This window comes from Pseudomonas tritici, assembly GCF_014268275.3.
In the GTDB taxonomy this organism is placed as follows: Bacteria; Pseudomonadota; Gammaproteobacteria; order Pseudomonadales; family Pseudomonadaceae; genus Aquipseudomonas; species Aquipseudomonas tritici.
This window is the reverse complement of the sequence record NZ_CP077084.1, coordinates 1,596,541-1,610,191: the sequence shown is the minus strand read 5'-3', so window position 1 is coordinate 1,610,191 and position 13,651 is coordinate 1,596,541. Positions and strand designations below refer to the sequence as shown.

Here is a 13,651-nt window from a genome sequence, read left to right as displayed (position 1 = left end):
AACGGCGCGGGATTTGCTCACGACAGGTTGTCTCTATGCACCGCAGGAATTTGCTCAAAGCGTCCATGGCCATTGCGGCTTACACCGGTTTGTCGGCCAGCGGCCTGCTTGCCGCCCAGGCCTGGGCCGGGAACCGTGCCGCCGATGGCAAGGCCGTGGCGTTCGATTTCGAATCGCTGAAGGCCCAGGCCAAGCAACTCGCCGGGACCGCTTACAAAGACACGAAACAAGTGCTGCCGCCCACCCTGGCGACCATGACCCCGCAGAATTTCAACGCCATCGGCTACGACGGCAACCACTCGTTGTGGAAGGAATTGAACGGCCAGCTCGACGTGCAGTTCTTCCACGTCGGCATGGGGTTCAAGACGCCGGTGCGCATGCACAGCGTCGACCCCAAGACCCGCGAAGCCCGTGAGGTGCATTTCCGCCCTTCGCTGTTCAACTATGAAAAAACCACGGTCGACACCAAACAGCTGACCGGCGACCTGGGTTTCTCCGGCTTCAAGCTGTTCAAGGCGCCGGAACTGGACCGCCATGATGTGCTGTCATTTCTCGGCGCGAGCTACTTTCGCGCAGTGGATTCCACCGGCCAGTACGGCCTCTCCGCCCGTGGCCTGGCCATCGACACCTACGCGAAAAAACGCGAGGAATTCCCCGATTTCACGCAGTTCTGGTTCGAAACCCCGGACAAGAACGCCACCCGCTTCGTGGTCTACGCCCTGCTCGACTCGCCGAGCGCCACCGGCGCCTACCGCTTCGATATCGACTGCCAGGCCAACCAGGTGGTGATGGCGATCGATGCGCACATCAATGCGCGTACCGCCATCGAACAACTGGGCATCGCGCCGATGACCAGCATGTTCAGTTGCGGTACCCATGAGCGCCGCATGTGCGACACCATCCACCCGCAAATCCACGACTCGGACCGCCTGGCGATGTGGCGCGGCAATGGCGAATGGATCTGCCGCCCGCTGAACAACCCGGCCAAGCTGCAGTTCAACGCGTTTGCCGACACCGACCCCAAAGGCTTTGGCCTGGTGCAGACCGACCATGAGTTCGCCAGTTACCAGGACACCGTGGACTGGTACAGCAAGCGCCCGAGCCTATGGGTTGAACCCACCACGGCTTGGGGTGAAGGCTCCATCGACCTGTTGGAAATTCCTACAACCGGCGAGACCCTCGATAACATCGTGGCCTTCTGGACCCCAAAAAAACCCGTGGCAGCCGGCGAATCACTGAACTACGGCTACAAGCTGTACTGGAGCGCCCTGCCACCGGTGAGCACGCCGTTGGCCCAGGTAGACGCGACCCGCTCAGGCATGGGTGGCTTTATCGAAGGTTGGGCACCGGGTGAGCACTACCCTGAGGTGTGGGCGCGCCGTTTCGCCGTAGACTTCAAGGGCGGTGGCCTGGACCGCCTGCCACCCGGCACAGGGATTGAGCCAGTGGTGACGTGCTCCCATGGCCAGGTCAAGGATTTCAGCGTGCTGGTGCTGGATAACATCAAGGGCTACCGCATCCTGTTCGACTGGTACCCGACCAGCGACAGCGTGGAGCCGGTGGAACTGCGCCTGTTTATCCGTACCCAGGACCGCACCTTGAGTGAAACCTGGTTGTATCAGTACTTCCCGCCGGCACCGGACCAGCGTAAGTACACGTGATACCGGTGGGAGCTGGCTTGCCAGCTCCCACCTTGTTTAACGACGATCCTCAGAACCGCGACACACTCTTCATCGCCCCAATCAAATAGCGCATTGCCATCTGATCGTTCTCGGTCAGGGCGCGGTACTGCGCCAGCAATTCCACTTCATCTGAGCTCAACCTTCGCCCCCGCAACGACATCCTGCGGGTCAGAAAAGACGTCACCACACCCGCTACACCATAGGACTTGGCCATGGACTGGTTCTCCTGATATGCATCGAATACTCCTGTTGCCCATTACCCGTCTCCCATGAAGCGCAATGCCTCAGTGAGCAAACCCACTGACTTCCTGGGCCAGAAATCAGGCTTACCCTAAGGGTAGAAAAAATCTGCTCTCGTGTGGGATTTTTTTAGAGTATTAACTTAAATAATTGCTTAGGTAACAAATACCTACAGACATATCCGACACCTGCGCGCGTAAAAAACCCACCGGGTCAGGTGGGTTTCAGTCAGCGAGTCCAACAGCGGATTAATCGCGCAGATCAGACTCATGAATCGGCTGGTCGCGATGGGTCGCCCTTTGATACTGCGCCGGCCAGATCGCCTTGCGCCCGCCCAGGTCGTCGTCGGCATGCAGCGGCCAGTAAGGGTCACGCAGCAGTTCACGCGCCAGGAAGATGATGTCGGCCTGGCAGGTGCGCAGGATGTGCTCGGCCTGGGCCGGCTCGGTGATCATGCCAACGGTGCCGGTAGCCATGCCCGACTCTTTGCGCACCCGCTCGGCGAAACGGGTCTGGTAGCCCGGGCCGGTAGGGATCTCGGCGTTAGCGGCCGTGCCACCGGACGATACGTCAATCAGGTCCACGCCAAGGTCTTTCAGGCGTCGCGCCAGTTCCACGGTTTCGTCAGGGTTCCAGCCATCTTCCACCCAGTCGGTGGCCGACACCCGCACAAACAACGGCAGCTCCTGGGGCCAGGCTTCACGCACGGCCTCTGTGACCTGCAGCACCAGGCGGATACGGTTTTCAAACGAGCCGCCGTACCTGTCCTGACGCTGATTGCTGATCGGCGACAGGAATTGATGCAACAGGTAACCATGCGCTGCGTGGATTTCCACCACTTCAAAACCCGCGGTCAACGCACGCTTGGCGGCGGCGACAAAATCGGCGATCACTTGGTGGATCTGCCCCTCATCCAACTGCTTGGGTTGAGTGTGCTGAGGATCGAAGGCAATCGGCGAGGGCCCTACCGGCACCCAGCCGCCCTCCTCCGCCTGGACACTGCCGTGCTTGCCGATCCATGGCCGATGGGTGCTGGCCTTGCGCCCGGCGTGAGCCAATTGAATGCCGGCCACAGCGCCCTGTGCCGCAATAAAGCGCGTGATGCGTCGCAACGGTTCGATCTGTGCGTCGTTCCACAAGCCCAGGTCCTGAGCGGTGATGCGGCCATCAGCGGTGACAGCGGTGGCTTCGGTAAAAATCAGCCCCGCACCGCCGACCGCACGGCTGCCAAGGTGTACCAAGTGCCAATCATTGGCCAGGCCGTCGACCGCCGAATACTGGCACATCGGCGAGACCGCGATGCGATTGAGCAGGGTCAATTGGCGCAGGGTATAGGGTTCGAGCAGCTGACTCATGGCGCACCTCTTCTGGGTTCTATGGGCACTGTTCAACAGTGCTTAGAGCCTAGTCGACAACGGTGGAATGCACAGGGTTCAGAAAGAGAAGCGGGAGCCGATTGCCGGCTCCCGTGTTGCAAAAGCTTACATTTCGACCTGGGTACCCAGCTCGATCACCCGGTTTACCGGGAGTTTGAAGAAGCGCAGGTTGCCGTTGGCATTCTTCAACATGAACGCGAACAACGCCTCGCGCCAGCGCGCCATGCCCTTGATGCGAGAGGCGATCACCGTCTCGCGGCTGAGGAAGTACGTGGTGCGCATCGGGCTGAAGTCCAGGTCATCCAAGTGACACAACTTCAGCGCTTCAGGCACGTCCGGCTCGTCGGTAAAACCAAAGTGCAGGATCACCCGGAAGAAGCCTTCGCCGTAGGCATCCACTTCGAAGCGCCGTGCCGCCGGTACGCGAGGAATGTCCTCATAGACCACCGTCAGCAACACCACTTGCTCATGCAACACCTGGTTATGCAGCAGGTTGTGCAACAGCGCGTGGGGCACAGCGTCCGGGCGCGCGGTGAGGAACACGGCGGTGCCCTGGACCCGATGGGGTGGCTGCACGCGGATACTGCTGATAAAGATCGGCAGCGGCAGGCCGCCTTCGTCGAGACGCTCCACCAGCAATTGTTTGCCGCGCTTCCAGGTGGTCATCAGCACGAACAACACGATCCCCGCCAAAACCGGGAAGGCGCCGCCCTGGATGATCTTCGGCACGTTGGCGGCGAAGTAGAGCCCGTCCACCAGCAGGCAGCAGACCAAGACCGGTACTGCCAGGATCGGCGGCCATTTCCACAGCAACAACATCACCGCCGACACCAGGATGGTCGTCATCAGCATGGTGCCGGTTACCGCCACGCCGTAGGCCGACGCCAATGCGTTGGAGGATTCGAACCCCAGCACCAGCAGGATCACGCCCACCATTAGCGACCAGTTCACCGCGCCGATGTAGATCTGGCCCTGCTCGGCACTGGAGGTGTGCTGGATATGCATGCGCGGGATGTAGCCCAGTTGGATCGCCTGGCGCGTCAACGAGAACGCACCGGAAATCACCGCCTGGGACGCAATCACCGTGGCCAGGGTGGACAACACCACCAGCGGGATCAACGCCCAGCTGGGTGCCAGCAGGTAGAACGGGTTGCGCGCGGCTTCCGGGTCACCCAGCAGCATCGCGCCTTGGCCGAAATAATTGAGTACCAGCGCCGGCAGCACCAGGATGAACCAGGCGCGGGCAATGGGTTTGCGGCCGAAGTGGCCCATGTCGGCGTACAGTGCTTCGGCGCCGGTCAGTGCCAGCACCACCGCGCCAAGGATAGCCACGCCAATGCCCGGGTGAGCCTCGAAGAAGCGCACCGCCCACATCGGGTTCATGGCACTGAGTACCTCAGGATGCAGGGTGATGCCATACACACCGAGACCGCCCAGGACCAGGAACCAGGTCACCATCACAGGTCCGAACAGCTTGCCGATGTGGTCAGTGCCGTGCTTTTGGATCAGGAACAAGGCCACCAGCACAACAAGGGCGATGGGCACGACCCATTTTTCCAAGCCGTCGAACGCCAGCTCCAGGCCTTCAACCGCCGATAACACGGAAATCGCCGGGGTGATCATGCTGTCGCCGTAGAACAGCGCCGCGCCGCACAGGCCACACACCACCAGGAAGCTGCGCAGCTTCTTGCGCTCCCCCGCCGCCCGTCGCGCCAGTGCAGTCAGAGCCATGATGCCGCCCTCGCCCTGGTTGTCGGCGCGCAGCACAAACAGCATGTATTTGATCGAGACGACCCAAATCAGCGACCAGAAGATCAGCGCCAGGATCCCCAGCACACCGTCATGGTTGACCTGAACCCCATAGCCGCCGTTGAACACCTCTTTAAGGGTGTAGAGCGGGCTGGTCCCGATATCGCCGTAAACCACCCCGACCGCTGCCACCAGCATGCCAATCGGCTTTGCGGTGGAATGCTCGGCGCCTGCCGCCGGACTACTTGCCTGACCCATCAACCACTCCTGCCCTTATGACCTGCGGTCTTTATAAACAACGCCTCTAAGCTGACCCTAGCATGCGCTGTTTTACTTCTCGTAACAGACGTTTTATTGACCTTAGGATTTTACCTACGCGCAACGGCGCGAAGCATAGCGCAGCACTCGTCGCTTTTCGCTGCATAAAGCTGGTCAAGTGCGCTGCCCGTCGCTAGAATTGCGCACTTTTTGATCAGAGGCACACTTCAAGTGCCCATCCGTTGTCTCGTCGTGCACGATCGGCAGCGTCATTCAATACCGAGGTTAGACATGTCCACCACCATCGCAAAAGCCAACCCCAAGGTTGGCTTTGTTTCCCTGGGTTGCCCGAAGGCTCTGGTTGACTCCGAGCGCATCCTCACGCAACTGCGCATGGAAGGCTATGACGTTGTGTCCACCTACCAGGACGCTGACGTGGTGGTGGTCAACACCTGCGGCTTCATTGACTCGGCCAAGGCAGAGTCGCTGGAAGTGATCGGCGAAGCGATCAAGGAAAACGGCAAGGTCATCGTGACCGGCTGCATGGGTGTGGAAGAAGGCAATATCCGCAATGTGCACCCAAGCGTGCTCGCGGTGACCGGCCCGCAGCAGTACGAGCAGGTGGTCAACGCCGTGCACCAGGTGGTGCCGCCACGCCAGGACCACAACCCGCTGATTGACCTGGTGCCGCCGCAAGGCATCAAGCTGACCCCGCGCCACTACGCGTACCTGAAGATCTCCGAAGGCTGCAACCACAGCTGCAGCTTCTGCATCATCCCGTCGATGCGCGGCAAGCTGGTCAGCCGCCCGGTGGGTGACGTACTGGACGAGGCCCAGCGCCTGGTCAAATCCGGCGTGAAAGAGCTGCTGGTGATCTCCCAGGACACCAGCGCCTACGGCGTCGACGTGAAATACCGCACCGGCTTCTGGAACGGCGCGCCGGTGAAAACCCGCATGACCGAACTCTGCGAAGCCTTGAGCAGCCTGGGTGTGTGGGTGCGCCTACACTACGTTTACCCGTACCCGCACGTGGACGAGCTGATCCCGCTGATGGCCGCCGGCAAGATCCTGCCGTACCTGGACATCCCGTTCCAGCACGCCAGCCCGAAAGTGCTCAAGGCCATGAAACGCCCGGCATTCGAAGACAAGACCCTGGCGCGCATCAAGAACTGGCGCGAGATCTGCCCGGAGCTGATCATCCGTTCGACCTTCATCGTCGGCTTCCCCGGCGAAACCGAAGAAGACTTCCAGTACCTGCTGGACTGGCTGACAGAAGCCCAACTGGATCGCGTCGGCTGCTTCCAGTACTCACCGGTTGAAGGCGCCCCGGCCAACCTGCTGGACCTGGCCGTAGTGCCGGACGACGTCAAGCAGGACCGTTGGGAGCGTTTCATGGCGCACCAGCAGGCTATCAGCTCGGCGCGCCTGCAACTGCGCATCGGCAAGGAAATCGAAGTGCTGATCGACGAAGTCGACGAGCAAGGCGCGGTTGGCCGCTGCTTCTTCGATGCACCGGAAATCGACGGTAACGTGTTTATCGACGATGCCAGCGGCTTGAAGCCGGGTGACAAGGTCTGGTGCACCGTGACGGACGCCGACGAGTACGATTTGTGGGCTGAAAAGCGCGACTGATCGGCGACAAAATCAAAAGCCCTGCATCTGATCAAGATGTGGGGCTTTTTTAGGTCTATCGTTTGCCCATCGCCCCTCACTGGCAGGAAGCAGCGGCATGCGTCAGCATTCGGTTATCCATACCCCCAAAACCAGCGATTATCAAAAACTGACTGAAATCTGGGAGTCCTCAGTGCGGGCCACCCACGATTTTTTGCCGGAGAGCTACATCGAGCGACTGAGGCATCTGGTGCTGACGCACTATTTGGACACAGTGATGCTGATCTGCACCAAGGACTCGCATCAATGCATCACCGGGTTCGCTGGCGTGGCCGCGGGCAAGGTCGAAATGCTGTTTATCGACCCGCAGCACCGGGGCCAGGGCCTTGGCCGGCAATTGCTGCGCTATGCCATTGAACGCATGAACGCCGACGAACTCGAGGTGAACGAACAGAACCCCCAGGCCCTGGGCTTTTACCTCAAGCAAGGCTTCGAGGTGATCGGACGCACGGAACATGATGGCCTGGGCCAGCCTTATCCGTTGCTGCGTCTGCGTTTACGCCAGGCGCAACAGCAGTCCCGCCAGGGTTAAATGAAATGGGGCCGGGATTAACCGGCTCCAGGCAGGTACAATAGCCGCCCCCTTTTGTTACGGCCCTTGTCATGACTGACCCCATACGCCTCTCCAAACGCCTTATCGAACTGGTCGGTTGCTCCCGTCGGGAGGCTGAGCTGTTCATTGAAGGCGGCTGGGTCTCGGTGGACGGTGAAGTGATCGACGAGCCGCAGTTCAAGGTCACCACCCAGAAGGTCGAACTCGACCCCGAGGCCAAGGCCACGGTGCCCGAGCCGGTGACCATCCTGCTGCACGCCCCTGTCGGCGTGGATGCCGAAACGGCCATGGCGTCGATCAGCGCCGAAACACTCTCGGAAGAACATCGCTTCAGCAAGCGCCCGCTCAAGGGCCACTTCCTGCGCCTGACCGCCAGCGCCGACCTGCAAGCCAAGGCCAGCGGCCTTCTGGTGTTCACGCAGGATTGGAAGATCCTGCGCAAGCTGACCGCCGATGCCGCCAAGATCGAGCAGGAATACGTGGTGGAAGTCGAGGGTGACATGGTTGCCCACGGCCTCAACCGCCTGAACCACGGCCTGACCTACAAAGGCAAGGAGCTGCCGGCCGTCAAAGCCAGCTGGCAGAACGAAAACCGCCTGCGTTTTGCAATGAAAAACCCGCAGCCGGGCGTGATTGCACTGTTTTGCGAAGCGGTTGGCCTCAAGGTCATCGCCATTCGTCGTATCCGCATCGGCGGCGTGTCCATCGGCAAAGTGCCGGTTGGCCAATGGCGTTACCTGTCCGGCAAAGAGAAGTTCTAAGCCGCTCCCCTATTATCGACACCGCCTGCCTGGGCGGTGTCCACCGTTGAAAACCAGGATTGCCCACCATGATTCACAATGACGTACTGCGCAGCGTGCGCTACATGCTCGACATCAGCGACAACAAAATGGTCGAGATCACCAAGCTCGGCGGCATGGACGTAACCAAGGAAGACCTGCTGACCTACCTCAAGAAAGATGAGGAAGAAGGCTTCGTGTTCTGCCCGGATGAAGTCATGGCGCACTTCCTTGATGGCCTGGTGATCTTCAAGCGCGGCAAAGACGAAAGCCGTCCGCCGCAGCCGATCGAAACCCCGATCACCAACAACATCATCCTCAAGAAGCTGCGCGTGGCCTTTGAACTGAAGGAAGACGACATGCACGCCATCCTCAAGGCGGCCGAGTTCCCGGTGTCCAAGCCTGAGTTGAGCGCGCTGTTCCGCAAGTTCGGCCACACCAACTACCGGACCTGCGGTGACCAGTTGCTGCGCAACTTCCTCAAGGGCCTGACGCTGCGGGTTCGTGCGTAAGCCATGAATTACCATGTCTCGCCCGTCGGTTTCGTGCGCTCCTGCTTCAAGGAGAAGTTCGCGATCCCGCGCCAACCGCAGCTGGCACCCGCCGCTCGGGGCGTGCTGGAATTGGTGGCGCCGTTCGACGGGGGTGAGGCGGTGCAGGGCCTGGAGCAGGTCAGTCATGTGTGGCTGCTGTTTCTGTTCCACCAGGCCCTGGAAGACAAGCCACGCCTGAAAGTGCGCCCGCCGCGCTTGGGTGGCAACACCTCCATGGGCGTGTTTGCTACCCGCGCGACCCATCGCCCCAATGGTATTGGCCAGTCGGTGGTGAAACTGGACAAGGTCGAGCCAGGACGGTTGTGGATTTCCGGGATAGACCTGCTCGACGGCACGCCGGTGCTGGATATCAAGCCATATGTGCCGTATGCCGACATTGTCGACACGGCCACCAACGGGATCGCCAGCGCTGCGCCGCAGCTGATTCCCGTGCAATGGCTGAAGACTGCGCTGCATCAGGCGCAAAGCCATGCTCAGCGCTTGGATGAGCCGTTGGTGGCGTTGATTGAGCAGTGCCTGGCGCAGGACCCACGGCCGGCGTATCAAACGCCGGGGCCGGAGCGAGAGTATGGCGCGCAGTTCTGGGACGTGGATGTGCGTTGGCACTATCCCGAGGCTGGGCTGATTTGTGTGTTGGAAGTGCTTCCAGCCAGCTAAACGCCGAAAACAACTGTGGGAGCTGCTTCTGTGGGAGCTGGCTTGCCTGCGATGCAGACGCCTCGGTCATTCATTTGAACCGAGGTGATGCTATCGCAGGCAAGCCAGCTCCCACAGAAACCAGCTCCCACATTTTTTGATCTGTGTTTATTTCTCGACGAACGCTCGCTCGATCAGGTAATCACCCGGCTCACGCATGCGTGGCGACACTTTCAGGCCGAAGCTGTTCAACACTTCACTGGTTTCATCCAGCATGCTCGGGCTGCCGCACAGCATGGCGCGGTCGTCCTCGGGGTTGATCGGTGGCAGACCGATGTCGCTGAACAACTTACCGCTGCGCATCAGGTCGGTCAGGCGGCCTTCGTTTTCGAACGGCTCGCGGGTAACGGTTGGGTAGTAGATCAACTTGTCACGCAGGGCCTCGCCGAAGAATTCGTTCTGCGGCAGGTGCTCGGTGATGAATTCGCGGTAAGCGACTTCGTTGACGTAACGCACGCCGTGGCACAGGATCACTTTTTCAAAGCGCTCGTAGGTTTCCGGGTCCTGGATCACACTCATGAACGGAGCAAGGCCGGTACCGGTGCTGAGCAGGTACAGGTGTTTGCCCGGCTTCAAATCGTCAAGCACGAGGGTGCCTGTCGGTTTTTTGCTGATGATGATCTCGTCGCCTTCCTTCAAGTGCTGCAATTGGGAAGTCAGCGGGCCATCTGGCACCTTGATACTGAAGAACTCCAGATGCTCTTCCCAGTTCGGGCTGGCAATGGAGTAAGCGCGCATGAGCGGGCGGCCGTTGGGCTGTTGCAGGCCGATCATCACGAACTGACCGTTCTCGAAGCGCAGGCCCGGATCACGGGTGCACTTGAAGCTGAACAGAGTGTCGTTCCAGTGATGAACACTGAGGACACGCTCGTGGTTCATGTTGCTCATGTACGGGGAACTCCTGGAAATGGGTCTGCGCCAAAGGTGTAGATGCGCAATTGCACAGCATTCTAATGGCGGCGACAATATCTGTTAACTGGATTATTAAGATAAGGGTTATCGGTTATATCGATATGCGATTTACTCTCCGTCAACTGCAAGTCTTCGTCGCCGTCGCCCAGCAGGAAAGCGTCTCACGCGCTGCTGGCCTTCTGGCCTTATCTCAATCCGCCGCCAGCACCTCGATCACCGAGCTGGAGCGTCAATCCAGCTGCCAATTATTCGACCGCGCGGGCAAGCGCCTGAGCCTCAACGCCCTCGGTCATCAGCTGTTGCCCCAGGCCGTGGCGCTTTTGGACCAGGCCAAGGAGATCGAGGACCTGCTCAACGGCAAGTCCGGCTTTGGCTCCCTGGCGGTCGGCGCCACCCTGACCATCGGAAATTACCTGGCCACACTGCTGATCGGCAGCTTCATGCAGCAACATCCCGAGAGCCAGGTGAAGCTGCATGTGCAGAACACTGCACATATCGTGCACCAAGTCGCGCACTACGAAATTGACTTGGGTCTAATCGAAGGCGACTGCAGCCACCCGGACATCGAGGTGCAAACCTGGGTGGAAGATGAGCTGGTGGTGTTTTGCGCGCCGCAGCATCACTTGGCCAAGCGGGGCGTGGCGACCATGGCAGAGTTGACTCATGAAGCCTGGATTTTGCGCGAACAAGGCTCGGGCACGCGCTTGACGTTTGACCAGGCCATGCGCCATCACCGCAGCGCGCTGAATATCCGCCTGGAGCTGGAACACACTGAGGCCATCAAACGAGCTGTGGAGTCAGGGTTGGGGATTGGCTGTATTTCCCGGCTGGCGCTGCGTGACGCGTTCCGCCGTGGCAGTTTAGTACCCGTGGAAACCCCGGACCTGGACCTGGCCCGGCAGTTCTACTTCATCTGGCATAAACAGAAGTACCAGACCTCAGCGATGCGCGAGTTCCTGGAGCTTTGCCGCGCCTTTACCGCTGGGGTCCAGCGCAGCGACGAGATCGTGCTGCCGAGCATTGCCTGAGCCTTAGATCAGGATCACAGCCCACACCAGCGTGATCATGGTCAGCGCGACAAACTGCGCAGCGCTGCCCATGTCCTTGGCGTTCTTCGACAGCGGGTGGCGGTCCAGGGAGATGCGGTCGATGGCGGCTTCAACCGCCGAGTTGAGCAGCTCGACAATCAGGGCCAGCAGGCACACGGCGATCAACAACGCGCGTTCGACGCGGCTGACATTCAGGAAAAAGCTCAGCGGGATCAGGATGACGTTCAGCAACACCAATTGGCGGAATGCTGCCTCGCCCGTGAAAGCCGCGCGCAGGCCATCCAGGGAATAGCCACCTGCGTTAAAGATACGTTTGATACCGGTTTGACCCTTGAAAGGCGACATAGACGTAGGCAACTGAACCAAAGAAGTGGGGAAACTAGATCACGCCAAGTCAAAAAAGCGTGAACCGCTGAACGCTTAATGCTGCGAAATTGACTCAAGTTGTTGCAGGAGCAATGCCGCCTGGGTGCGCGTACGCACGCCCAGCTTGCGGAAGATCGCCGTGACATGGGCCTTGATGGTCGCTTCCGATACGCTCAGCTCGTAGGCAATCTGCTTGTTCAACAAACCTTCGCAAACCATGGTCAGCACACGAAACTGCTGCGGCGTCAGGCTGGCCAGTCCATCGCGGGCGGCCTTGGCTTCGTCGGACACGTTAATTTCTTCAAACGCTTGCGGCGGCCAGGACACATCGCCATCCAGCACGGTGCGCACGGCTTTCTGGATATCTTCCATGGCACTGGACTTGGGGATGAAACCGCTGGCGCCAAACTCCTTGGAGCGCACCACCACATCGGCGTCTTCCTGGGCCGAAACCATCACCACGGGGATCTGCGGGTATTGCCCGCGCAACAGCACCAGCCCGGAAAAACCATAGGCGCCGGGCATGTTCAGGTCGAGCAGCACCAAGTCCCAGTCGGACTTTTCGGCAAGGCGGGCTTCCAGTTCGGCAATGCTGGCCACCTCGACCAGGCGCACGTCCGGGCCAAGGCCTAGGGTCACGGCTTGATGCAGCGCACTGCGAAACAGCGGGTGGTCATCGGCTATCAGGATTTCGTATGTGGCCATTGATTAAATGATCCTGTTTTTTATGGGAGTCCTGATGGGTTCAGGGCTCGCCAGTACACAAGGCGGCAGCCAGGCAGCTGTCGCCACAGGGCACGCTCAACGTCAAAAGCACCTGAAACGACGTCGAAAATTCACGGTTGCACCCCAATCGGCGCTCAGCATGCCCAGCGTAGCCTGGGGGGTCAAGCACTACGCCCACGGGCATTTTAGCGACGTGCGGGTTTAGGGGGCCATCATGCAAACGTCGTGTGGCTATCCCGCGTGTATATAGGGCGCAAGACGAGTATGGCCGATGTCCGTCGGGTCCAGGGGTAACTGGAATTTGGCCGCCAGGTAATGCGTGCTGAACACGTCGAGGTAGGCATCGAGTACTTCGCAGGCAGCCTGGTCATCGGCCAGTTCAAGGCACAGGGCGGCGACTTCGGCGGTGCAAAAATGATCATCACGCTTGGACCGGCGCAGTTTGTAGCGCGACAGTTGCTCCGGCGCCAGGCTGAGTACCGGCAAATGCTCAAGGTAGGGGCTTTTGCGGAACATCTTGCGTGCTTCACTCCAAGTGCCATCCAGCAAGATGAACAACGGGCGCTTGCCCTCCTCCACCTTTACTTCGCTGACCACGCGCTCGGGCGCCACAAATTCACCGGGGAACACGATGTAGGGCTGCCACTGCGGGTCGGCCAACAAGGTGAGCAAGTCCGGATCGACTTCGGTGCGCGACCAAGCGAATGCGGTGGTGTCCTCGATTACGTCGGCGATCAGCCAGCCGGTGTTGCTGGGCTTCATCGGTTCCACGTCATGCATCAGTAGACACATGGCAGATCGGGCCTCGACCTTGGGGCGCCAGGCACACAGACAGTATTGCGGGATAACCCGGCAACCGGGGCAGCGTTCGGCACGCGAGCCACGATTGAGGAACGGCCGCACGGCGCGAGCCAGACGTTGGGTACGCAGGCGGGAGACGGCGTGGCTCATCGGATGCGCCGGTAAAACGGGTAAATCGACACGGTGGAAACTCGTGGAAGGCTGAAGTGGCCGCAGTTTACCAGCGATACGCCTGGCTG

At 60.1% G+C, this 13,651-nt stretch carries 14 protein-coding genes; 7 read left to right on the top strand and 7 right to left on the bottom strand.

The genetic code is table 11. The features are described from left to right. Positions 1 to 35 precede the first annotated feature (35 nt). On the top strand, positions 36 to 1,661 hold the full coding sequence (locus tag HU722_RS07115; RefSeq protein WP_065890132.1) for a glucan biosynthesis protein D: 1,626 nt from the start codon (positions 36 to 38) through the stop codon (positions 1,659 to 1,661). 49 nt (positions 1,662 to 1,710) lie between these two features. Here HU722_RS07115 and HU722_RS07110 read toward each other — a convergent pair whose 3' ends face one another. The 3 genes from HU722_RS07110 to HU722_RS07100 all read right to left on the bottom strand — a co-directional run bounded on the left by HU722_RS07110 (position 1,711) and on the right by HU722_RS07100 (position 5,305). Continuing rightward, positions 1,711 to 1,896, bottom strand: a complete 186-nt coding sequence (locus tag HU722_RS07110) for a hypothetical protein (RefSeq protein WP_049709721.1) — start codon at positions 1,894 to 1,896, stop codon at positions 1,711 to 1,713. A gap of 274 nt (positions 1,897 to 2,170) precedes the next feature. Next, positions 2,171 to 3,277, bottom strand: a complete 1,107-nt coding sequence (locus tag HU722_RS07105; RefSeq protein ID WP_065945369.1) for an NADH:flavin oxidoreductase/NADH oxidase — start codon at positions 3,275 to 3,277, stop codon at positions 2,171 to 2,173. Between the two features lie 126 nt (positions 3,278 to 3,403). Continuing rightward, a complete protein-coding gene (locus HU722_RS07100) occupies positions 3,404 to 5,305 on the bottom strand; it encodes a potassium transporter Kup (protein ID WP_065872496.1) in 1,902 nt (633 codons plus the stop codon). A 291-nt stretch (positions 5,306 to 5,596) separates the two neighbouring features. Between HU722_RS07100 and rimO the strand changes: the two genes are divergently transcribed. From rimO to tsaA, 5 genes are all read left to right on the top strand, one after another. After that, entirely contained in the window at positions 5,597 to 6,937 is a 1,341-nt protein-coding gene (rimO, locus tag HU722_RS07095) for a 30S ribosomal protein S12 methylthiotransferase RimO (RefSeq protein WP_046384502.1), read from the top strand. 97 nt (positions 6,938 to 7,034) lie between these two features. After that, on the top strand, positions 7,035 to 7,508 hold the full coding sequence (locus tag HU722_RS07090; RefSeq protein WP_186752306.1) for a GNAT family N-acetyltransferase: 474 nt from the start codon (positions 7,035 to 7,037) through the stop codon (positions 7,506 to 7,508). A gap of 71 nt (positions 7,509 to 7,579) precedes the next feature. After that, positions 7,580 to 8,290 (top strand): rRNA pseudouridine synthase, encoded by a 711-nt coding sequence (locus HU722_RS07085; protein ID WP_065872498.1) that lies wholly within the window; start codon positions 7,580 to 7,582, stop codon positions 8,288 to 8,290. 68 nt (positions 8,291 to 8,358) lie between these two features. Continuing rightward, a complete protein-coding gene (locus HU722_RS07080; protein ID WP_049709728.1) occupies positions 8,359 to 8,820 on the top strand; it encodes a YehS family protein in 462 nt (153 codons plus the stop codon). Positions 8,821 to 8,823: 3 nt separating this feature from the next. Continuing rightward, positions 8,824 to 9,519, top strand: a complete 696-nt coding sequence (gene tsaA, locus HU722_RS07075; protein WP_065872499.1) for a tRNA (N6-threonylcarbamoyladenosine(37)-N6)-methyltransferase TrmO — start codon at positions 8,824 to 8,826, stop codon at positions 9,517 to 9,519. 147 nt (positions 9,520 to 9,666) lie between these two features. On the opposite strand, the gene fpr is transcribed toward tsaA, so the two are convergent. Further along, on the bottom strand, positions 9,667 to 10,446 hold the full coding sequence (gene fpr, locus HU722_RS07070; protein WP_003189055.1) for a ferredoxin-NADP reductase: 780 nt from the start codon (positions 10,444 to 10,446) through the stop codon (positions 9,667 to 9,669). A gap of 125 nt (positions 10,447 to 10,571) precedes the next feature. Here fpr and HU722_RS07065 point away from each other — a divergent pair, with 125 nt between their 5' ends. Further along, entirely contained in the window at positions 10,572 to 11,498 is a 927-nt protein-coding gene (locus HU722_RS07065; RefSeq protein ID WP_049709730.1) for a LysR family transcriptional regulator, read from the top strand. Positions 11,499 to 11,501: 3 nt separating this feature from the next. Here the strand turns inward: HU722_RS07065 and HU722_RS07060 are convergent, their stop codons facing one another. The 3 genes from HU722_RS07060 to HU722_RS07050 all read right to left on the bottom strand — a co-directional run bounded on the left by HU722_RS07060 (position 11,502) and on the right by HU722_RS07050 (position 13,562). Then, positions 11,502 to 11,864: a diacylglycerol kinase gene (locus HU722_RS07060; protein WP_003172176.1), complete on the bottom strand. Its 363-nt coding sequence runs from the start codon at positions 11,862 to 11,864 to the stop codon at positions 11,502 to 11,504. Positions 11,865 to 11,939: 75 nt separating this feature from the next. Further along, on the bottom strand, positions 11,940 to 12,590 hold the full coding sequence (erdR, locus tag HU722_RS07055) for a response regulator transcription factor ErdR (RefSeq protein ID WP_065872500.1): 651 nt from the start codon (positions 12,588 to 12,590) through the stop codon (positions 11,940 to 11,942). Between the two features lie 252 nt (positions 12,591 to 12,842). After that, positions 12,843 to 13,562, bottom strand: a complete 720-nt coding sequence (locus HU722_RS07050; RefSeq protein ID WP_186752307.1) for a tRNA-uridine aminocarboxypropyltransferase — start codon at positions 13,560 to 13,562, stop codon at positions 12,843 to 12,845. Between the last annotated feature and the right edge of the window lie 89 nt (positions 13,563 to 13,651).

What these genes read in the sequence shown, in the direction of transcription:
- HU722_RS07115 (WP_065890132.1), top strand. Translation starts at nt 36, where the DNA reads ATGCACCGCAGGAATTTGCTCAAAGCGTCCATGGCCATTGCGGCTTAC.
- HU722_RS07110 (WP_049709721.1), bottom strand. Translation starts at nt 1,896, where the DNA reads ATGGCCAAGTCCTATGGTGTAGCGGGTGTGGTGACGTCTTTTCTGACC.
- HU722_RS07105 (WP_065945369.1), bottom strand. Translation starts at nt 3,277, where the DNA reads ATGAGTCAGCTGCTCGAACCCTATACCCTGCGCCAATTGACCCTGCTC.
- HU722_RS07100 (WP_065872496.1), bottom strand. Translation starts at nt 5,305, where the DNA reads ATGGGTCAGGCAAGTAGTCCGGCGGCAGGCGCCGAGCATTCCACCGCA.
- rimO (WP_046384502.1), top strand. Translation starts at nt 5,597, where the DNA reads ATGTCCACCACCATCGCAAAAGCCAACCCCAAGGTTGGCTTTGTTTCC.
- HU722_RS07090 (WP_186752306.1), top strand. Translation starts at nt 7,035, where the DNA reads ATGCGTCAGCATTCGGTTATCCATACCCCCAAAACCAGCGATTATCAA.
- HU722_RS07085 (WP_065872498.1), top strand. Translation starts at nt 7,580, where the DNA reads ATGACTGACCCCATACGCCTCTCCAAACGCCTTATCGAACTGGTCGGT.
- HU722_RS07080 (WP_049709728.1), top strand. Translation starts at nt 8,359, where the DNA reads ATGATTCACAATGACGTACTGCGCAGCGTGCGCTACATGCTCGACATC.
- tsaA (WP_065872499.1), top strand. Translation starts at nt 8,824, where the DNA reads ATGAATTACCATGTCTCGCCCGTCGGTTTCGTGCGCTCCTGCTTCAAG.
- fpr (WP_003189055.1), bottom strand. Translation starts at nt 10,446, where the DNA reads ATGAGCAACATGAACCACGAGCGTGTCCTCAGTGTTCATCACTGGAAC.
- HU722_RS07065 (WP_049709730.1), top strand. Translation starts at nt 10,572, where the DNA reads ATGCGATTTACTCTCCGTCAACTGCAAGTCTTCGTCGCCGTCGCCCAG.
- HU722_RS07060 (WP_003172176.1), bottom strand. Translation starts at nt 11,864, where the DNA reads ATGTCGCCTTTCAAGGGTCAAACCGGTATCAAACGTATCTTTAACGCA.
- erdR (WP_065872500.1), bottom strand. Translation starts at nt 12,590, where the DNA reads ATGGCCACATACGAAATCCTGATAGCCGATGACCACCCGCTGTTTCGC.
- HU722_RS07050 (WP_186752307.1), bottom strand. Translation starts at nt 13,562, where the DNA reads ATGAGCCACGCCGTCTCCCGCCTGCGTACCCAACGTCTGGCTCGCGCC.